Source organism: Streptomyces sp. PsTaAH-137, from assembly GCF_003259365.1.
In the GTDB taxonomy this organism is placed as follows: Bacteria; Actinomycetota; Actinomycetes; order Streptomycetales; family Streptomycetaceae; genus Streptomyces.
In genome coordinates, this window is record NZ_QLLY01000025.1 from 70874 (window position 1) to 90774 (window position 19901).

The window sequence follows — 19901 nt, forward strand, 5'->3', positions numbered from 1 at the left end:
CCCAGGTGCCCGGACACGGCCTGGCGGGGTGGAGATGGACAACGAATCGGTCGGCCCGCTGTTGCGCGAGGAACGGCTGCGGTCCTCGCTCACGCTGGAGAAGCTGGCCGAGTTGTCCGGTGTGAGCGTCCGGGCCATCAGCGACATGGAGCGCGGGAGGAGCCGGCCGCGGCAGGCGACCCTGCGCGAGCTGATGGACGCCATGGACCTGGACGAGGAGGCGCGCCGGCGTCTGGTCCGCGCGGCGGTCCGGCGTACGGACCAGGTGCCCCGGCAACTTCCGCCGGATCTGGCGGTGTTCCGCGGCCGTCACGAGGCACTGACGACGGTGCACGGTCTGACCTCGCAGGTCGCCGCGGCAGGCGGACATGTCGTCATCTCCGCGATCGGCGGCATGGCCGGCGTGGGCAAGACCACGCTCGCCGTTCACTGGGCGCATCAGGTGGCGGACCGATTCCCGGACGGCCAGCTGTATGTGAACCTGCGCGGCTTCGAGGACGCGGAGCAGCCCCTCGACCCGGGGGAGGCGCTCGGGCGGTTCCTGCGCGCACTCGGGGTGGAACCCGCCGACATGCCGGCGGACACGGAAGCGCGCACGGCCCTGTTCCGCGAGCGGACCAGGTCGCGCAGAATGATCGTCGTCCTGGATAACGCGCGCGACGCGGAACAGGTCAGACCGCTGCTGCCCACCTCGCCGGGCTGCCTGACCATCGCCACGTCGCGCAACCGGCTGGCGGCCCTGGCGGCGGCGGAGGGCGCCTCGCTGGTCAGCCTGGACGTGTGGACGCCAGAAGAGGCCCTTGCCGCCCTGGCGGCACGGATCGGCGAGGAACGGTGCCGGTCGGAGCCGGAGGCGGCGGCCGCGCTGACCGAGCTGTGCGGACACCTGCCCCTGGCGATCGCCGTGGTCGGAGCGCAGCTGAGCGCGGCCCCGGGCATGCCGTTGCGCGTGGGCGTCCGCGAACTCCGCGAGGCCCGGCCGCGTCTGGACGCGCTGGCCGACGACGACCGGCGGATCGATGTCCGAGCCGTGTTCTCCTGGTCGTACCGCGCGCTCACCGCGGAAGCCGCGACGTTCTTCCGGCCCCTGTCGCTCCACCCCGGTCCGGCGGTGTCCGCCGAGGCCGCCGCCTCCCTCGCGGGTACGGAGATGGCGGCGGCCAGAAGGCATCTGCGCGAGCTGACCTCGGCCAGCCTGCTCTCCCGCGACGCCGAGGGCCGCTACGTCCTGCACGACCTGGTCCGCGCCTACGGCGTCGAACTCTCGGAGCAGCGGGGCGACGATTCGCTCGGCGCCGGGCTGCGCCTGCTGGACTATCTGCGGCACAACGCCCACGCAGCCAACCGCTTCGTGTCGCGGCTGCCGTCCGAGCCGATCGGTCCCCCTGTTCCGGGAGTGGCGCACGTCGCCGTCGACAGCCGTGAGGAAGGGCTGGAGTGGTACCGGCAGGAGGAACCGACCGCCGCTGCCGCCGTGCGCGGGCTGCTGGATCCGCGGCTGCTGCGCCATCGCGTCGCTCTGGCGCTGGAGTGGGAGCCGTACAACAGGGCGGTGGGCCGCTGGACGGAGGAGATCGCCACGGCCCGCATCGCGCTCGACGCGGCCCTCGTCCTCGACGACCCGACCGCCGTCGCCCGCGCCGGCACCCATCTGTCGAGCGCCCTGTGCGAGACCGGCCGTGCGGACGAGGCGAACGAGCCGGTCGACCTGATGCTCGGGCAACTCGACCGGCTCCCTCCGAAGGAGCAACTCCTCGCCGAGCGCTACGCCAGCCGCGTACGCGATCACCAGAAGCGCTATGCGGAGGGGCTGCAACACGCCCGTGCGAGCCTGGAGATCGCGCGGACGCTCGGCGAGAGCTACGAGGTGGCACGCGCCACGGCGATCGTGGGCTACTTCCACTCCGTGCTCGGTGACCACCAGGCGACCATCGCCACCTGCGAGGCGGCTCTCCCCCTCCTGCGCAGGACCGGGAACCGTCACGACGAGGCCGCGACGTGGGAGAGCATCGGCCGCGCCCAGCAGCGCATGGGCGACCTCGACACGGCGATCGCCACGTACCGGAAGGCCCTGTACCTCTACGAACAGCTCCGCGACGACTACAACGCGGCCGAGGTCCTCGACTGCCTCGCGTCCGCCCGGCTGGAACAGGGCGCCGCGGACGAGGCGAGGGCGCACTGGACCCGGGCGGGCGACCTCTTCACCGGCCTCCGCGTCGCCCGGGCCGAGGACATGTACGCCAGGGCGCGGGCCCTCCCCCGTCCGAGAGTCCAATCGGCCGAGTGACCTGGGCGGTTTCAGGCCGCGGCCGTGCCCTTGCGGGCCCGGTAGGCCGCGGCCTTGACCCGGTTTCCACAGGTGCGCATGGCGCACCACTCCCGCCGGCGGCCGCGCGAGCGGTCGAGGTAGACCTGGGTGCACTCGGGGCGGGCGCACTCGCGCAGCAGGGCTCCCTCGTCACCGCCGAGAATCTCGACCGCCGCGCGGGCGAGGGTCGAGAGGCCCTGGGAGACGGACCCGGTGTGCCGCACTCCGTCGGGGCCGAGCCGCACCTGCACGGGCGGACACTCGGCGTGCCGGTTCACCGCGTCGACGTCGGCGGCGGGCAGGGGTGCGCCCGCGAGCCGTGCCGCCACCAGTGAGTAGATCGATTCACGCAGGTCGATGGCGGTCTCCAGGTCGGACTCGTCCGCGCCGGGCGGCGTGTCGCACATGCCGGACTCGACGAACCAGTCGTCGAGCGAGGCGCCCTCGGCGAGCTTTTCCGCGGGCGCCTCGTCGCGCCTCGCGCGCAGAGTCCCGACGAAGTCGAGAGGGAGCGTTCCGCAGGGAAAGGCATGACGCACGTGATCACCTGCGCTGTTCGACCGGGCCGTCTGCCGCCGCCTCGCACACCCCTACAGGCCCAGGTCGAGGGCCAGGCAGGAGAAGTACTGCCACTGCCCCTCGGGGTTGTAGGCGCCGTTGACCTTGGCGTCCAGCCTGGTGTCCACACCTTGGGTGGTGTCCTCGGCACGGATGCGCTCGGGGAGCTTCCCGAAGCGCGCGTGCCGCGCCGCCGCGGCGGTGTCGATGGTGAATTCCCTGTTCATGACCGTCCTCCACGTCGTGGATCGCGTCCGCTTGTCACCCGGACAGCCCTCAGTCTGCCCATCACGACGTAACCAGTCAAGGGGGTGACTAACGCATGACACATGTGTCACCGATGACACCCTCGTCGCCGGGGCGGGGTGTCAGGAGCGGTCGCCGCGGTCGCGCCGCTCAGAAGTCGACCGGGTCGCGGACGATCGGGCACGTCATGCAGTGGCCGCCGCCGCGGCCCCGGCCCAGTTCGGCGCCGACGATGGTGATGACCTCGACCCCGGCCTTGCGCAGCAGCGTGTTGGTCTGGGTGTTGCGGTCGTACGTGAAGACGACGCCGGGTTCGACGGCGACGGCGTTGTTGCCGCTGTCCCACTGCTGCCGCTCGGAGGCGTAGACGTCACCGCCGGTCTCGATGACCCGCAGACCACCGGCGATCCCGAGCGCCTTGCCGACGACGTCGACGAACGGGGTCGAGCCCTCGTCGGTGATGTCCAGGCCCGGCGCCTTGTCGGTCGGCCGCAGCGTGAACGTGCGCACCGAGTCCATGATCCTCGGGTACAGGGTGACGATGTCGCGGTCGGCGAAGGTGAAGACGGTGTCGAGGTGCATCGCGGAACGCAGTTGAGGCATCCCGGCCACGATGACCCGCTCGGCGGCGCCCCGCTCGAAGAGGGCGGCGGCGACCTGGGTGATGGCCTGCCGCGAGGTGCGTTCGCTCATGCCCATCAGGACCACGCCGTTGCCGACGGGCATGATGTCGCCGCCCTCGAAGGTGGCCTGCCCCCAGTCCTGTTCGGGATCGCCCCACCAGACGGTCGAGCCCACGAAGTCCGGGTGGAAGAGGTAGACCGCCTTCATCAGCAGGGTCTCGTCGCGGCGGGCGGGCCAGTAGAGCGGGTTGAGGGTGAGGCCGCCGTAGAGCCAGCACGTGGTGTCGCGCGTGTAGAGGGTGTTGGGCAGCGGCGGCATCAAGTATTCGCGTGCGCCGGTCGATTCGCGGGCCAGGGACACATACGGCGAGCGGAAGTCGTCGGGGAGGTCGGTGGTGGCGAGACCGCCGATGAGGTGTTCGGCGAGCCGCCGGGGCTCCATGCCCTCCAGGAACGCCCGGGTGTCGTCGATGAGGCCGACGCCGACCTGGTTCGCCACGATCTTGCGGTCCAGGAGCCAGTTCTTCGCCTCGGGGATCGCCATGGTCTGCGCGAGCAGTTCGTGCAGTTCGACGACCTCGACCCCGCGCCGGGTCAGTTTGTTGACGAAGTCGGCGTGGTCGCGCTCGGCGTTCTCCACCCACATGACGTCGTCGAAGAGCAGGTCGTCGGAGTTGGTCGGGGTGAGTCTGCGGTGCGCGAGGCCGGGCGCGCACACGAGCACCTTGCGCAGCCGGCCCACCTCGGAGTGCACGCCGTACGCGGCGGAAGCGGGGGTCGTGTCGGGGTCGGTCACGGTCTGCCTTCCGGTGGTGGAGCCGGTGTTGGTCGAGGGGGTGGCGGTCGGTCCGCCGGGGGCCGGGCCGCCGACGGGGTTCACAGGCTGATCCAGCCGACCGCGAGCGCGACGACACCGAGCACGGCGCCGACGATCGAGACGGCCAGGATGATCAGTTCCCGGGCGGAGAAGACGCGTCGGCCCTGCTCACGGCGGGCCATGACGAAGAGGATCGTGGCGGGGGCGTAGAAGATGAACGAGACGAGGACGAACTTGAGCCCGGCCGCGTACAGCAGGAACGCCGTGTAGACGGTGGCGAGGGCGGCCACCACGAGGTCCGAGGAGAAGCCGGTTCCGCCGCCGACCGTCCGTGGATCGGGCCGCAGCGCGATCTTCAGGGCGAACGCGGCGGCCAGCAGGAACGGGATCAGCGTCAGTGAACTGGTCAGGTCGAGGGCGAAGTTGAAGGCGTCGTCGGAGAACAGCGTGATGACCAGGACGATCTGGGACAGGATCGTCGTCATGAGCAGCGCGGGCACCGGCACGTCGTCGGCGGTCGCGCGGCCCAGGAAGCGCGGCATGTCCGCGTCCTGCGCGGCGACGTACAGCACCTCGGCGGCCATCAGGGTCCAGGCGAGATAAGCGCCGAGCACCGAGATGATCAGGCCGACGCTGACGAAGACCTCGCCCCAGGTGCCGACCGCCTCCTGGAGCACCCCGGCCATCGACGGCTGCCTCAGCTCGGCGATCTCGCTCATCGGCAGGATCCCGTACGACACGATCGTGACCGAGGCGAAGATCGCGAAGACGCTGAGGAAGCCGAGGATCGTGGCCCGGCCGACGTCCTCGCGGCGCTTGGCGTGCCGCGAGTAGACGCTGGCGCCCTCGACGCCGAGGAAGACGAAGACGGTGGCGAGCATGGTGCCGCGGACCTGGTTGAACAGCGAGCCCGCGTAGTCGGCGCCGCCCCAGTTCTCGGCGAAGACGTGCGGCTTGAAGAAGAAGAGCGCCAGGATCACGAAGACCACGATCGGGACGACCTTGGCGACCGTGACGATCCGGTTGATCGTCGCGGCCTCCTTCACGCCCCGGCGGATGAGCAGGAAGAACGCCCACAGGCCGACCGAGGACAGCACGATCGCGAGGAACGTGTCGCCGTCGCCGAGCGCCGGGGCGATCGCGCCGATCGTGGACATGATCAGCACCCAGTACGTCACGTTGCCGACGCAGGCGCTGGCCCAGTAGCCGAACGCGGCGAAGAAGCCGAGGTACTCGCCGAACCCGGCCTTGGCGTACGCGTACACCCCCGCGTCGAGGTCCGGTCTGCGCAGGGCGAGCCGCTGGAAGACGAAGGCCAGCATCAGCATGCCGGCGCCCGCGACGACCCAGGCGATGAGCGCGCCCGCGACGCCCGTCTCGTCCGCGAACCGGCGGGGCAGCGAGAAGACCCCCGCGCCGACCATGGAGCCGACGACCATCGTCGTCAGCGTGAACAGCGTCAGCTTGGCGGTCCGGTCCACAGGCTGATCCATACGCCTCAGTCTTCTACCGGATTACTCGATCCTGCACCTTTTTGTCCTGCTTTCGAATAGCCGGATACGTCGAGGTATGGGCAGCATGATGTGTTATGTACTCCTCACTCACTCCCGCGATCCTCGCCGAGCTGCGCAGGCAGCGCCCCTATCCGGCGGTCTCCCTGGTGATGCCGACCCATCGGCGGCGGCCGGAGAACGCCCAGGACCCGGTCCGGCTGAACAATCTCGTGTCCGAGGCCGAGCGGCGGCTCGGCGCGGACCCCGGGGTGACCGCCGAGGTCCGCGAGGACGTGCTCGCGCAGCTGCGGGAGGCCGTCGCCGAGACCGACCTCGCGCACGCCGCCGACGGCCTGCTGGTCCTCGCCGCCCCCGGCGAGCACCAGGTCTGGGCGGTCGACCGTTCGGTGCCCGAGCGTGTCGTGCTCGCCGACACCTTCCTCACCCGCAACCTGGTGGCCGCCGACGCCGCAGCACGCCCGTACTGGGTGCTGTCCGTCGCCGCCGACCGGATCACCCTGTGGGCCGGCCGGGGCGAGCGCGTGCGTCAGGACTCCGGTCACGGTTTCCCGCTGGAGCGCGATCTGGAGGACCCGGACGCGGAGCGCAAGGAGCGGGTCGGCGATCTGCCGAGCACCTTCCGCGACGAGCAGGCGCGCCAGTTCTTCCGGGACGCGGACGAGGTCCTCGGCGCCGTGCTGGCCGCCGAGCGGCGCCCGCTGTACGTCACCGGGGAGCCTGCCGCGCTGACTCTGCTGGACGAGGTCGGCGACGCCGCGCGCGGGGCGGTCCAGGTGCCGTTCGGCGGGCTCGCGCACGGCACGCCCGACGCGGTCGCCAAGGCCGTCGCCCCGGCGCGCGAGGAGGACGCCCGGCGGGCGGTCACCGAGGCGCTGGAGGGCCTGGACCGGGCACGCGGCGGACACACGTACGCGGCCGGGGTGGACGAGGTCTGGCAGAAGGCGTCGGACGCGCGGATCCACCGGCTCGTCGTGGAGGAGAACTTCCGGACCACCGTACGGGCCGGCGAGGGGCATCTGGAGCCCGCGGCGGACGACGACCTCGACGCGGTCCACGACATCGTCGACGAGATCGTCGAATCCACCCTGGAGACCGGCGGCGAGGTCGCCTTCGTCCCGGACGGCACCCTCACCGAGGCCGGGCACATCGCGGCCGTCCTGCGCTTCTGAAGAGCGGGCGCGGCACCGTGAAGACCGACAGAGAGGCAGCGGAACCGGTCATGAGGACATCCAGCAGGACCCACCGCACGGGCATCGTGCTCGCCGTGTGCGCGGCCGCCGGCGTGCTGACGCTGGCGGCGTGCGGCGACGACGGCGACTCCGGCGGGGCGAGCAGCAGCCCGCGCGCGACGGCGCCGAACTCGTCGGACTTCTCGGGCGAGCCGCCGTCGGCGCTGGCCTCCAGCGCCGCGTCGAAGAAGGCGGAGGTGAAGGAGTCGGCGTCGCGGGCGGCCGCGTCGGCGTCCCAGCGCGCCCACGACTTCGAGGCGTCGGTCTCCGCCGAAGTGGAGCGCAACCGCCAGGAGTTCACGCGCGAGCTGGACAAGGCGGACGGCAAGGGCAACGCCATGGACAGCGTCTCGATGACCGGCAAGCCGCTGGCGGAGACGGACAACGTGCGCGCGCTGGTCGTCACCATCACCAACAAGACCGACCAGAAGGCCTCCTACGCGGTGCGGGTCGACTTCAGCGACGCGGACGGCAAGGTGGTGGAGTCGACCGTCGTCGGCGCCAAGGACCTCGCCGCCGGGGACAAGGCCCAGCCGCTCGCCATCAGCACCAGGCCGCCGGAGCCGCACCTCACGGCCAAGGTCGCCAAGGCGCAGCGCTACTGACGAAGCGGCAGCCGGTTCGGTCCCCCCCCCGCCTGCTCGTTTTGGTCCCGGGACCCTTCGGTTCATAAGATCCGCCGATGATCATCAGACAACGGCTGGCGGCAGGGCTGTGCGCCCTGCTCGCCGCCCTGACAGCCGGCGGCCTCGCGCCCGCGACGGCGTACGCGGACGAGACCGACGGCAAACCCGCCCCGCAGGTCGAACTCGTCCTGGACGTCAGCGGATCCATGCGGGCCCGCGACATCGACGGCGGCTCGCGGATGGCCGCGGCGAAGCAGGCGTTCAACGAGGTCCTCGACGCGACCCCCGAAGAGGTGGAACTCGGGATCAGGACGCTCGGCGCCGACTACCCCGGCGACGACCGCAAGACGGGCTGCAAGGACACCCGGCAGCTCTACCCCGTCGGCCCGTTGGACCGCACCGAGGCGAAGACGGCCGTGGCCACGCTCCAGCCCACCGGCTGGACCCCGATCGGCCCGGCCCTGCTGAAGGCGGCCGGCGACTTCGGCTCCGGCGACGGCGCCAAGCGCATCGTCCTCATCAGCGACGGCGAGGACACCTGCCAGCCGCTCGACCCGTGCGAGGTGGCGCGCGAGATCGCCGCCAAGGGCATCGGCCTGACCATCGACACGCTCGGCCTGGTCGCCGACGCCAAGACCCGCGCGCAGCTCTCCTGCATCGCGGACGCCACCGGCGGCACGTACACCGCGGTGCGTCACAAGAACCAGCTCTCCCAGAAGGTCGGCCAGTTGGTGGACCGGGCGGCCGATCCGGTCGTCAACCCGGTGGCCGTCGACGGCGCCGCGCAGTGCGCCTCCGCGCCGGAGCTCAAGCCCGGCCTGTACAGCGACCGGGAGAAGTTCGGCGAGCACCGCTTCTACCGCGTCGACGTCGACCCCGGGCAGGAGCTGCGCGCCTCGGTGAGCGTCGCGGCCGACCGGGCCGTCAACCAGGACTACGGCGTGCTGCTGCGCGCCGTCACCACGCACGGCCGGGAGATCGTCCGCGGCCAGGAGTCGGGCGACGGCCGCACCGACGCGATCTCGACGGGCCTGCGCTACCCGAAGCCGGAGGCCGACGACGATGACGAGGACGGAGCGGGCCCGGAGACGGTCTGCCTCCAGGTCTCGAACTCCTACTCCGCGCCCGCCTCGGTGAAGACGAGCCCCGGCCTGCCGGTCGAGCTGACCGTCGACCTCGTGGACGGCCCCGACCAGGCGTCCGACGTGGCCGCGTTCGGGCTCGGCAACGGCTGGTGGCTGCTGGTCGCGCTGGTCGTGTTCGGGTTCCTCGCGGGTGTGATCTGGGGCTGGCTCTCGCGCTGGCGTGTCGCCGTCTGGAGGACCAACTGATGCGACGTACGAGACTGTTGACGGGCGCCCTGGTGGGCGCCGCGACCGCGCTGCTCGCACTGGCCGGACCGGTCGCCGCGGACGACGACGCATCCGGGAAGGCGCCGACCGAGGCCGGTACGTCGTTCCGTACGGCGGCGCAGATGCAGCAGGACCAGAAGGCGACGGCGAGCGCGTCCACGGGCGACTACCTGTACTGGTCGTACCCGGCCGACGCGGGGCAGCGGCCCACGGTGCGGGCCACTGTCGATCTGTCGACCGCGCAGGCCCGGCACGGGGCGCAGACCTGGCGGATCGACGTGTACGACGGGCTGCGGCGCCGTCAGTCGTGCATGTACGGGATGCAGGCGCGCACGGTGCCGGCCGAGACGAAGAGCGTGGACCTGGGCTGCACGCTGCGGCCTGTACGGGCCTGGTCGGAGGCGTGGGCCAATGACCCGCTGCCCGGCACGTACTTCGTCCGCCTGACGGTGACTTCGCTCGCCGACGCCGATCTGGGGCAGCCGGTGAAGGCCTCTGTCGAGGCGCACTCCAAGGATGTCGGGTCGTCGGGGGCGGTGGACGGCACGCTGTCCGCTCCGCTGGTACCGGGGACGACTGCCTCGGCCGAGAAGGCGGCTCCGGTGGACGGGTGGTCCTCGGGGTGGTGGACGGGGCGCTGGGTGTGGACGGCGGTCGGCGCCGTGCTGGCGGCGCTGGCCGGCATCGGCGGCTACGCCCTGACCCGCGGCTCGGGCCGCCGCCCGTAGAACCTCAAGGGCGCGGGGCCCTGCTCCCACAGCACCCCGCGCCCCGACGACCGCCTGCTGCGCAGTTCCCCGCGCCCCTAAAACCAGTTCCTCACGCGCGCCTCTCGCCGTGGCTGGTCGCGCAGTTCCCCGCGCCCCTGAGGCAGGCGCTACGCGCCGCCTCCCCTTGAGGCGGCGGGGGCGCACCTCTCTTGATGAGATGGCGCACGAAGTGCGCATCTCAGGGGCGCGGGGAACTGCGCGAGAAGCGGCCACCGGGCCGCACACGAAGAACGAACCCAGGGGCGCGGGGAACTGCGCGATCAGCCACGACGGTGGCGCGCACGGACGACTGCGGCGAGAAGCGGTCGCCGGGGCGTGCCCGGGCGGCGGCCGTCAGGCGTGCTCGGGGAGCAGGCGTTTGGCCAGGGCGCCCTCGCCCGAGACCGTGAGACGGCCGGCCCGGGCGGCCTCGACCAGCCCGACCTCGCCGCGGGCCACCGCCCCGCACACCTCGGCACCAAGTGTCAGCCGCACATCGGCCTCCCCCAGCGCCCCGTCCCCGTACACGGGCTCCCCGCCCACCCGCAGGTGGAACACCCCTTCATCCACCCGCACCTCGACAGCCCCGGCCTCCCCGAGCCCCTCCAACTGCCGCAACAGAGGCAACGCCAGCCAATGCGCCCGCACCGCGTCGGTCGGCCGCCGCTCGGCGAGATCGGCGGCGCCCCACTCCCCCAGCGCCTGGAGCACAGGCAGCAACGCCCGCCCGCGCGGGGTGAGTTCATATACGTACACCGAGGCGGGGGCGCCGAGCCGGCGGCGCCCGGCGAGGCCGTCGCGTTCCATGTCCTTCAGGCGCGTGGCCAGCATGTCCGTGCTGACGCCGGGAAGGTCGGCGTGCAGATCGGTGTAGCGGCGCGGCCCGGCGAGGAGTTCGCGCACGATCAGGAGGGTCCAGCGGTCCCCGACGGAGTCGAGGGCGCGGGCCGCTGCGCAGTACTGGTCGTAGCTTCGGCGTGGCATGGCTCGCAGTCTATGCAAGTTGTTGGACTTTCCAAGCACCCACTTGGTAAAACCAAGTAACAACGGTTCAGCACAGTGACACCTGGTCCGCCTGGAGGGCAAGCGCATGGAGTTCCGGCAGTCGAGCAAGCTGAGCGAGGTCTGCTACGAGATCCGCGGCCCGGTGATCGAGCACGCCAACGCGCTGGAGGAGGCGGGCCACAGCGTCCTGCGCCTGAACACCGGAAACCCCGCGCTCTTCGGCTTCGAGGCGCCCGAGGAGATCGTCCAGGACATGATCCGGATGCTCCCGCAGGCGCACGGCTACACCGACTCGCGCGGCATCCTCTCGGCCCGCCGTGCCGTCGCCCAGCGCTATCAGACGCTCGGCCTGGAGGTCGACGTCGAGGACGTCTTCCTGGGCAACGGCGTCTCCGAGCTGGTCTCCATGGCCGTACAGGCACTGATCGAGGACGGCGACGAAGTCCTGATCCCCGCCCCGGACTTCCCGCTGTGGACGGCCGTCACGACGCTCTCCGGCGGCAAGGCCGTGCACTACCTGTGCGACGAGCAGGCCGAGTGGTACCCGGACCTGGCCGACATGGAGGCGAAGATCACCGACCGCACCAAGGCGGTCGTCATCATCAACCCCAACAACCCCACCGGCGCGGTCTACCCCAAGGAGATCGTCGAGGGCATCCTCGACCTCGCCCGCCGGCACGGTCTGATGGTGTTCGCGGACGAGATCTACGACCAGATCCTGTACGACGACGCCGTCCACCACAGCGCCGCCGCCCTCGCCCCCGACCTGGTCGTCCTCACCTTCTGCGGACTGTCGAAGACGTATCGGGTGGCCGGGTTCCGCTCGGGCTGGCTGGTGGTCACCGGGCCGAAGCAGCACGCCAAGAACTATCTGGAGGGCCTGACGATGCTGGCCTCCATGCGCCTGTGCCCGAACGCGCCCGCCCAGTACGCCATCCAGGCCGCGCTCGGCGGCCGCCAGTCCATCCACGAACTCACCGCGCCCGGCGGCCGGCTGCGCGAGCAGCGCGACAAGGCGTGGGAGAAGCTGAACGAGATCCCGGGCGTCAGCTGCGTCAAGCCGAAGGGCTCGCTGTACGCGTTCCCGCGGCTCGACCCGAAGGTGCACCCCCTCGTCGACGACGAGAAGTTCGTCCTCGACCTGCTGCTGCGCGAGAAGATCCAGGTGGTCCAGGGCACCGGCTTCAACTGGCCGCGCCCCGACCACTTCCGGATCCTCACCCTCCCCTACGCTGACGATCTCGACGCCGCGATCAGCCGGATCGGGCGCTTCCTGAGCGGATACCGTCAGTGACCTCCTGCACCACCTGCCCGTACCCGAGCCACACCCAGTTCGCCTCGCCGGACCTCGTCGGGCCCATCGTGAACGGCGCGTTCGACCGGGCCCTCGACCCCGCGTGGGCCACGTCGGGCGCGGCGACGGTGGAGGACTACGCGCGCTGGTGCGGGCACCTGTGCGGGGCGACCTGTCTGCGGATGGCACTCGGCGCCGGGGCCCCGTCCCTCTTCCAACTGCGGGACGGCGCGCTGAAGTTCGGCGCGTACACGGTGGACGCCGACGGGGACATCCACGGCCTGATCTACGCACCGGCCGTGGCGTACCTGCGCGAGGCGCACGGCGTCGACGCGGAGGTGCACCGGGAGCTGACGGCGGACGGCGTCGGCGCGCTCCTCGACGCGGGCCGGCTCGTCATCGCCTCCGTCCACTACGCGATCCGCCGCCCGCACGAGCCGGCGCCCGGCCGGGGCGGCCATCTGGTCCTGGTCACCGCGCGCACGGCCGACGGATCGGGCTACCACTTCCACAACCCCTCGGGCACGGACGAGGCGACGCGCACGGCGTCGCTGCCGGTGGACCGGTTCGCGGAGTTCTTCGCGGGCCGCGGCCTGTCGCTCGTGCCCGGACATACGGCGGTGCCGGAGGCGTAGCCTGCCCGGTGTCGTCCCGTGGGCCTCCGGCACGATGAGCTCACGTCACCGCATCCGCGGCGGCCGTTGAGTTTCGCGGGCGCGTCTGTGACGGTGGCGAGTCGGTGGACGTGACGCGGACCGGTTCTCGGCGAAGCGCCGCGCGGACGGAGGAGTACGGAACGTTGGACGCGGCTCTCATAGCGGTGCTCGGCACCCTGCTCGGCTCGGTGGTCACGCATTTCTTCCAGGGGCGGGCCACGGTGCGCAGCGCGGAGCTGGCGCGGGCCGAGCAGGTGCGGCAGGAGCGGATCTCCAGCTACAGCGCGTTCGCGGGGGCGCTGCACGACTACCGGCGCAGCCAGAACGACCGCTGGTTCCGCTCGCACGAGAACGCGCCGGAGGCCGTCGTGGACGCCTCCCGGTTCACGTCGTACGAGTCACGGATCACCGCCCGTTCCGCGCTCACCCGCGTGCAGTTGATCTGCGACGACACCCGGCTGCGCCAACTCGCCGAGGAGGCCTTCGAGTTCGTGAACTGTCTGCACGAGGCGACCGACGCGGCCGACCGTGACCGGCGCTCCCTCCAGTCGAAGCGGACGCTGGACGCGTTCGTGTCGGCGGCGGCTCCGACGGTGCGCTGAGCGCGTACATGCGCTCCGGCGTGGGCACCTCTTCCTCCATGACGGACAAGCCGCTGCTGCTGCTCGACGTGGACGGCCCGCTCAACCCGTACAAGGACCGGCTGGCCCGGCTGCGCGGCTACCGCGCGCACCGGCTGAAGCCGTCCGCCTGGATGGCGCGGCAGGAGCCGGGGTCGCGCCGGCACCGGCGGGGACTGCGCGTGGTGCTGCATCCGGGGCACGGCGCGCTGCTGCGTGCGCTGCCGTACGAGCTGGCCTGGGCCACGACCTGGATGCACGAGGCGAACGAGATGATCGCGCCCGCGGTCGGGCTGCCGCGGGACCTGCCGGTCATCGAGTGGCCGGAGTTGTTCGCGACCGATCCGGACGGGCTGTACTGGAAGACGCGGACGCTCGTGGAGTGGGCGGCCGGGCGGCCCTTCGTCTGGGTCGACGACATGCTGACCGAGGCGGACGTGGCGTACGTGGCCGAGCACCACGGGGCACCCGCGCTGCTGCTCACCATCCACCCCCGGCACGGTCTGCGGACCGCCGACTTCACCCGGCTGCGTGCCTGGGCCGAGGAGTTGGAGCGCCCTTAGCTCCTCGCGGGGCTCAGCGGCCGAGGAGCGAGTCCAGGGCCGAGACCGGGTCCCGGGCCGGGTCGCCGCGGGGCCACCAGTCGTCGCGGCCCGGGTCGGACTCGTAGCCGTACCACAGGCCGTCGCGGCCGAGGCGGAGTTGGAGCGACGGGGTGGAGAGGTGGTTGCGGCGGGGGCGGAACTCCCAATTGCCCTGGGCGAGCAGTGCCGGGCGGGCCCGGTCGAAGGGGCCTGCGGGCGGGTCCCACTCCTCCTCCAGGACCGAGAGTCCTTCGAGGCCGCCCTGGCGCCAGGCGGCAACCGCGCGGGCCAGGTCGGCGGGGGTGCGTCCGGTGCCTCGGGAGAGCGAGGCGTAGAGCGTGCGGGTGGCTGCGGTGAGCCCGGAGCCGGGGTGTCCCGCGGCGACGCGGACGGCGTCCTGCCAGGGGGTGAGTCCGGCGATCGGGTCGCTGCCGGTGGTGAGCAGGGTGTGCGCGCGGGCGCCCGCCTCGGTGGCGAGCAGGTCCAGGGCGAGCGGGTCGGGGCCCTGCGGGTGCTGGGGGTAGGACGGCGGCCGCTCGGGGTGGGCCGGGGCGGGGAACTCCGGTGGCGGAGGCGGGAGTTCGGCGCGTGCCGCGAAGACGTCCCGGGCGGGGAGCGTGTCGATCGCGGGGGCCGCCGCGCCGGCCTGTTCGGCCGCCGTGTGCGTGGCGTTGCGCCGGGTCAGTGCCGTGAGCAACTCCTGCTCACCGCGGCCACGCAGCAGGAACAGGACGAACGGGTCCTCGTCGACGAGGCGCGCCGTCTGGTAGCAGAGCGCCGCCGCGTGCTTGCACGGGTGGGCGCGGTCCGGGCAGGTGCACTCCGGGGTCAGGTCGTCGACGGTCGGCAGCAGATCGACGACGGCGGCGAGTGCGTGCGGGACGTCCTTGTCGAGCAGGGAGGCCATGTGGTCGGGGCGGGCGGCGGCCGTGTCGAGGAAGCGGTCCCAGGCCTCGTCGGAGAGGGGGCGCAGGCGCAGCTCGGCGCGGTAGGGGCGGGGGCGAGAGCCGTGCACGTAGGCGAGGGCGCGGCCCGGGGTGACGGTGATCGCGTCGACGTGGCCGCGGTCCGCGTAGGTCCGGCCGCGGGCGAGGCGGGCCGGGTCGAGGGCGGTGTCCTCCAGGGCGTCCACCCACGCGTTCCCCCACCAGGTCAGCGCGGCGTCGCCGCTCTGGGCGCGCGGGGGCAGCGGCGGGAAGGTGCGCCTGCTGTCGGTGTGCCGGGCCTGTGCCTGCTCGGCGGCCCCGGCGCGGCCAGGGATGTGGGCGCTGTGGCGCCCGGTGTCGCCGCGTCTCACGCCGACTCCCTCCTCAAGGACACGAGATCGCTCAGCTCGCGGTCGGTCAGTTCGGTGAGCGCGGCGTCCCCCGAGCCGAGGACGGCGTCCGCGAGGGCCCGCTTGGCGGCGAGGAGTTCGGCGATGCGGTCCTCGACCGTGCCCTCGGTGATGAGCCGGTGCACCTGCACGGGCTGGGTCTGGCCGATGCGGTAGGCGCGGTCGGTGGCCTGCTCCTCCACCGCCGGGTTCCACCAGCGGTCGAAGTGGACGACATGGCCCGCGCGCGTGAGGTTGAGCCCGGTGCCCGCGGCCTTCAGGGACAGCAGGAAGACGGGCACCTCACCGGACTGGAACCGGTCCACCATGCGCTCGCGCTCGGCGACCGGGGTGCCGCCGTGCAGCAGCTGGCTGGGGATCGCGCGGGTGGTCAGGTGGGTGGAGAGGAGCTGGGCCATGGACACGTACTGGGTGAAGACCAGGACCGAGCCGCCGGATCCGTCCTCGGCCAGGATGGTGTCCAACAGCTCGTCGAGCAGGGCGAGTTTGCCGGAGCGTCCGACCAGGCGCGGGCGGGTCTGCTCGCCCTCCTTCAGGTACTGCGCGGGGTGGTTGCACACCTGCTTCAGGGAGGTCAGCAGTTTCATGATGAGGCCGCGGCGGCCGATGCCCTCGGCCTCCTCGATCTGCGCCATGGATTCGCGGACGACCGCTTCGTAGAGCGAGGCCTGTTCCCGCGTGAGCGGCGCCGGGTGGTCGGACTCGGTCTTGGGCGGCAGCTCGGGGACGATGCCCGGGTCGGACTTCTTGCGCCGCAGGATGAAGGGGCGGACGAGGCGGGACAGCCGCTCGATCGCCTCCGGGTTCTCCAGCGGGCCCTCGCCCTCGACGGCGCGCGCGTGCCGGGCGCGGAAGGCCTTGAGCGGGCCGAGCAGGCCCGGTGTCGTCCAGTCGAGCAGCGCCCACAGCTCGGACAGGTTGTTCTCCACGGGGGTGCCGGTGAGGGCCACGCGCGCGGGGGTGTCGAGGGTGCGCAGGGCCTTCGCCGTCGCCGAGTTGGGGTTCTTGACGTGCTGTGCCTCGTCGGCGACGACCATGCCCCAGTCGTGCGCGGCGAGTTCACCGGCGCGGGTGCGCAGGGTGCCGTACGTGGTGAGGACGAAGCCGCCGGTGCCGTCGTCGAGGCTGCGGTCGGCGCCGTGGAAGCGGCGGACGGGGACGCCGGGCGCGAACCTCTCGATCTCGCGCTGCCAGTTGCCGAGCAGCGAGGCGGGGCAGACCACGAGGGTGGGCTGCGGCCGGTCGCGGCGCAGGTGCAGCGCGATGAGGGTGACCGTCTTGCCGAGGCCCATGTCGTCGGCGAGGCAGCCGCCGAGTCCGAGCGAGGTCATGAGGTCGAGCCAGGCGAGCCCGCGCAGTTGGTAGTCGCGCAGGGTGGCGCGCAGGGCGGGCGGCGGCTCGACCGTGTCGAGGCCCCGGGTGAGGCGGTCGCGGAGCTCGGCGAGGCGTCCGGTGGGCACGGCGGCGACGCGCTCGCCGTCGACCTCGGCCTCGCCGGTGAGGGCGACCGCGAGGGCGTCGACGGGCTGGAGCAGGCCGAGCTCCCGCTTGCGGGCCTTGCGGACGAGGTCGGGATCGACGACGACCCACTGGTCGCGCAGCCGGACGACGGCGCGGTGCGACTCGGCGAGCTGGTCCATCTCGCGCTCGGTCAGCGGGTCCCCGTCGAGCGCCAGCTGCCAGTTGAACGCCATCAGCTCGTCGGCGTCGAAGAACGTCGTGCCGTCGGTCGCCGAGCCCGGCGCGGTCCGGGCGCGCACCACCGCGGTGGCGGTCAGCGAACGGGCCAGCTCGCGCGGCCAGTGCAGGGTGACGCCGGCCTTGGCGAGCCGTGCGGCGCCGGGCCCGAGCAGGTCGATCAGCTCGCTCTCGGCGAGGGCGAGCACGTCGGGCACGTCCTGCTCCAGGAGGCGGCCGAGCGGGGGCCACGCGGCGACGGCCCGGCGCACCGCGAGCACGGCGTCGATCCGGGCGCGCGGCCCGAAGTGCTCGTCGGCGTCGCCCGCCCACAGGTGTGCGGCGTCGACCACGCGCGTGGGGTCGGCGAGGCTGTGCACCTGGACGATGGCGGTCCCCGCGCGCCGGGCCTCGGGGGCGGGCGGGGCGTCGGCACCCTCTACGCCCGCTACGGCCTCCTCAGTGTCCTCGGTGTCGAACAGGTCCTTGTGCGCCAGGTCGAGGCGGAGCGAGATCTTCACGCCGGCGTCGAGCCCGGCGGCCGCCTCCACCGCCCAGGGGCGTGCCTGCGGAAGGTGCTGGGGAGCGGCGGCGGCGAACGGGGCGCCCGCCGCGTGCGCCGCCGCAGGGGTGCGCGGCAGCGCGTCGGCCACGGCGTCCAGGAACGCCCGCACCAGCGCCTGCGGCTCGGGCACCTGGACGGGCCTGCGGCCGGCCACCGGGACCGCGAAGCCCTCCGGCGGCAGGGCGGCGGCGATCCCCTTGAGCTGGGCGATGTCGTCCTCGTCGAGCGGGCCCGCGCGCCAGGCGTCGTGGTCGGACGCGGTGAGCCCGGGCAGCAGCCGGCCGCGGGCGACCAGATGCAGCGCGTGCGCGGCGGCCGCGCCCCAGGCCGCGGCAGCGGGGTGGGCGCCCGGGGTGCGGCGGGCCCGTACGAGCAGCGGCAGCGCGTCGACGACGGGCAGGACGAGGGCGGGGACCTGGCGGCTGCGGACGCCCGCTCCGTGCGGCCGCACCACGGCGATCTCCGTGTCGGCGCCCGGCGGGCCCGCCGGGTCGTCCGGCGACCAGAACGCGATCCGGCCCTCGCGCGGCAGCGGAGCGGGCAGGAAGACGGCGGCTGCGCGCAGCGCGACACCCGGCAGTTCCGGCACGGCGACCCGGCCTCCCCTCTCTGCGCTCATCGGACGCGGGCTGACCCCTCGATCCGTTCGATCCCTGAAACCTTACGGGCCGGGTCCGACAATCCCCGCTGCCTGCGGTGACGCGCGCCCCGGGTACGGTTCCAGCGAGAATGTCCCTTGCATGTCCTGTGAACCTTTTCGGACCCTGACAGAACGGTGCGCGCCTTGGGTGACCTGCTCCTTGTCCGGCACGGTGAGACCGAGTGGGCCCTGACGGGCCAGCACACCGGTCTGACCGATCTCCCGCTGACCGAGAACGGCCGGGAGGAGGCGCGCCGGGTCGCACCGCTCGTCGGCAGCTATCACGTGGGCGCCGTCTTCGTCAGTCCGCTGCAGCGCGCGCGGGAGACCGCGGAACTGGCGGGCCTCTCCCGTGTCACCGTCGACCCTGACCTGGTCGAATGGGACTACGGCGCCTACGAGGGCGTGACCACCCGGGAGATCCAGCGCACCCGGCCCGACTGGTTCCTCTTCGACGACGGGGTGCCGGAGGGGCCGCCGGAGCATCCCGGCGAGACCCCCGAGGAGGTCGGGGCGCGGGCGGACCGGATGCTCTCCAAGGTCGACGCCGCGCTCGCCAACAACGAGGGCAGCGTGGTGCTCGTCTCGCACGGACATTTCCTGCGGGTGCTGACCGCGCGCCGGCTGGGCCTGCCACCGTCGGGCGGCGCCCACTTCCTGCTGGCGACCGGCACGGTGAGCCGACTGACCTTCGAGCACGGCCGTCCTGTGATCTCGGGCTGGAACCTGCGGCCCTGAGGCCGTTGTCGGACCCGTCGTGCACCATCGTCGGCAGGGAGCCCGCGTCCGCCGGCTCCACGGAGACGGGGGTGTGCCGTGACCAGACCGCCGACCGCCGCGCAGCGGCGGGTCATCGACGCCGCCGAGCCGGAGACCGGCCGGATCACCGGGACCGCGGCCCAGCTGGCGCGGCTCGTCGCGCTGCGCCTGGCGTTCCGGCATCCCCGGCCGCCGCACGACCACTTCCTGACTCCGGCGGGCCACCGGTTCCGCGAGGCCGCCGACGCTCCCGCGTCACCCGAGCCGGTGGCGGCCCCCGCTCCGGGCGGGGTGTTCACGGCGCGGCTCGGCGGCGAGCCGGACGCCGTCGCCACGCCCGCGCGGGCACGCGAGGTGCGCACCGCGTGGCAGGGCCTGCTGGAGATACGCCGCATGACGCACCCGGACGGCGCGACCGACCGGCCGTGCGCCTGGGAGCGGGGCCGCCTCACGCACTCCGCGGCGCTGGCCCTGGAGGCGGCGGGCTGCGTCCCGGCGACCGGGACGGTGCCCGGCTACCGCGTGACGGACACCCCGCAGCCCGAGGCCGTCGCCGTACGGCACCCCGACCCCGCCGCGCTCACGGCCTGCGCGGAGGCCCTCCGGCAGGCGGGCTGGCAGGTGAGCGAGCACACGGAGGCGCGCGGGGGCCGTGTTCTGCTGGCCTCACCGAGACGGGTCTGACCCATCAGGTCGCACGCGGAATGCCGGGCCACGCCGCCCTGTTGAAGCCGTCGACCCCA

General features: G+C 72.9%; 18 protein-coding genes. 11 read left to right on the plus strand and 7 right to left on the minus strand.

Going from position 1 to position 19901, the window contains the following annotated elements:
* The first annotated feature begins 34 nt into the window (after window positions 1-34).
* Window positions 35-2287: a tetratricopeptide repeat protein gene (locus K377_RS36915; RefSeq protein WP_111668058.1), complete on the plus strand. Its 2253-nt coding sequence runs from the start codon at window positions 35-37 to the stop codon at window positions 2285-2287.
* 11 nt (window positions 2288-2298) lie between these two features.
* Here the strand turns inward: K377_RS36915 and K377_RS36920 are convergent, their stop codons facing one another.
* The 4 genes from K377_RS36920 to K377_RS36935 all read right to left on the minus strand — a co-directional run bounded on the left by K377_RS36920 (window position 2299) and on the right by K377_RS36935 (window position 6045).
* Window positions 2299-2847: an ABATE domain-containing protein gene (locus K377_RS36920; RefSeq protein ID WP_111668021.1), complete on the minus strand. Its 549-nt coding sequence runs from the start codon at window positions 2845-2847 to the stop codon at window positions 2299-2301.
* Between the two features lie 51 nt (window positions 2848-2898).
* Window positions 2899-3093 (minus strand): hypothetical protein, encoded by a 195-nt coding sequence (locus K377_RS36925; protein ID WP_111668022.1) that lies wholly within the window; start codon window positions 3091-3093, stop codon window positions 2899-2901.
* Window positions 3094-3262: 169 nt separating this feature from the next.
* Window positions 3263-4531, minus strand: a complete 1269-nt coding sequence (locus K377_RS36930; protein WP_111668059.1) for an arginine deiminase — start codon at window positions 4529-4531, stop codon at window positions 3263-3265.
* A gap of 80 nt (window positions 4532-4611) precedes the next feature.
* Window positions 4612-6045, minus strand: coding sequence for a basic amino acid/polyamine antiporter (locus K377_RS36935; RefSeq protein ID WP_111668023.1), 1434 nt, complete (start codon window positions 6043-6045; stop codon window positions 4612-4614).
* A gap of 95 nt (window positions 6046-6140) precedes the next feature.
* Between K377_RS36935 and K377_RS36940 the strand changes: the two genes are divergently transcribed.
* The 4 genes from K377_RS36940 (at window position 6141) to K377_RS36955 (ending at window position 10001) form a co-directional block, all read left to right on the plus strand.
* Complete coding sequence (locus K377_RS36940; RefSeq protein WP_111668024.1) at window positions 6141-7235, plus strand: chemotaxis protein; 1095 nt, start codon at window positions 6141-6143, stop codon at window positions 7233-7235.
* A gap of 50 nt (window positions 7236-7285) precedes the next feature.
* Window positions 7286-7900: an FxLYD domain-containing protein gene (locus K377_RS36945; protein WP_111668025.1), complete on the plus strand. Its 615-nt coding sequence runs from the start codon at window positions 7286-7288 to the stop codon at window positions 7898-7900.
* Between the two features lie 77 nt (window positions 7901-7977).
* On the plus strand, window positions 7978-9252 hold the full coding sequence (locus K377_RS36950; RefSeq protein WP_111668026.1) for a VWA domain-containing protein: 1275 nt from the start codon (window positions 7978-7980) through the stop codon (window positions 9250-9252).
* Window positions 9252-10001, plus strand: coding sequence for a hypothetical protein (locus tag K377_RS36955; RefSeq protein WP_181512739.1), 750 nt, complete (start codon window positions 9252-9254; stop codon window positions 9999-10001). The genes K377_RS36950 and K377_RS36955 overlap by 1 nt, the downstream gene beginning before the upstream one ends.
* 375 nt (window positions 10002-10376) lie before the next feature.
* Here K377_RS36955 and K377_RS36960 read toward each other — a convergent pair whose 3' ends face one another.
* Entirely contained in the window at window positions 10377-11006 is a 630-nt protein-coding gene (locus K377_RS36960; RefSeq protein WP_111668028.1) for a helix-turn-helix domain-containing protein, read from the minus strand.
* A gap of 106 nt (window positions 11007-11112) precedes the next feature.
* Between K377_RS36960 and K377_RS36965 the strand changes: the two genes are divergently transcribed.
* The 4 genes from K377_RS36965 to K377_RS36980 all read left to right on the plus strand — a co-directional run bounded on the left by K377_RS36965 (window position 11113) and on the right by K377_RS36980 (window position 14160).
* Complete coding sequence (locus K377_RS36965; RefSeq protein ID WP_111668029.1) at window positions 11113-12321, plus strand: pyridoxal phosphate-dependent aminotransferase; 1209 nt, start codon at window positions 11113-11115, stop codon at window positions 12319-12321.
* Window positions 12318-12956: a peptidase gene (locus tag K377_RS36970; RefSeq protein ID WP_111668030.1), complete on the plus strand. Its 639-nt coding sequence runs from the start codon at window positions 12318-12320 to the stop codon at window positions 12954-12956. The genes K377_RS36965 and K377_RS36970 overlap by 4 nt, the downstream gene beginning before the upstream one ends.
* A gap of 164 nt (window positions 12957-13120) precedes the next feature.
* A complete protein-coding gene (locus K377_RS36975; RefSeq protein ID WP_111668031.1) occupies window positions 13121-13579 on the plus strand; it encodes a hypothetical protein in 459 nt (152 codons plus the stop codon).
* A gap of 38 nt (window positions 13580-13617) precedes the next feature.
* Window positions 13618-14160: a hypothetical protein gene (locus K377_RS36980; protein WP_111668060.1), complete on the plus strand. Its 543-nt coding sequence runs from the start codon at window positions 13618-13620 to the stop codon at window positions 14158-14160.
* A gap of 13 nt (window positions 14161-14173) precedes the next feature.
* Here the strand turns inward: K377_RS36980 and K377_RS36985 are convergent, their stop codons facing one another.
* Together K377_RS36985 and K377_RS36990 are read right to left on the minus strand one after the other, a co-directional pair.
* The gene (locus K377_RS36985; RefSeq protein ID WP_375605991.1) at window positions 14174-15478 is read right to left on the minus strand and encodes an SWIM zinc finger family protein; all 1305 of its coding nucleotides are present in this window, start codon (window positions 15476-15478) and stop codon (window positions 14174-14176) included.
* Window positions 15475-18378: a DEAD/DEAH box helicase gene (locus tag K377_RS36990; RefSeq protein ID WP_181512740.1), complete on the minus strand. Its 2904-nt coding sequence runs from the start codon at window positions 18376-18378 to the stop codon at window positions 15475-15477. Before K377_RS36990 ends, K377_RS36985 begins: the two co-directional genes overlap by 4 nt.
* Before the next feature lie 165 nt (window positions 18379-18543).
* On the opposite strand from K377_RS36990, the gene K377_RS36995 reads away from it, so the two are divergent.
* Complete coding sequence (locus K377_RS36995; RefSeq protein ID WP_111668032.1) at window positions 18544-19137, plus strand: histidine phosphatase family protein; 594 nt, start codon at window positions 18544-18546, stop codon at window positions 19135-19137.
* A gap of 78 nt (window positions 19138-19215) precedes the next feature.
* Window positions 19216-19842, plus strand: a complete 627-nt coding sequence (locus K377_RS37000) for a hypothetical protein (protein WP_111668033.1) — start codon at window positions 19216-19218, stop codon at window positions 19840-19842.
* Window positions 19843-19901: the final 59 nt, after the last annotated feature.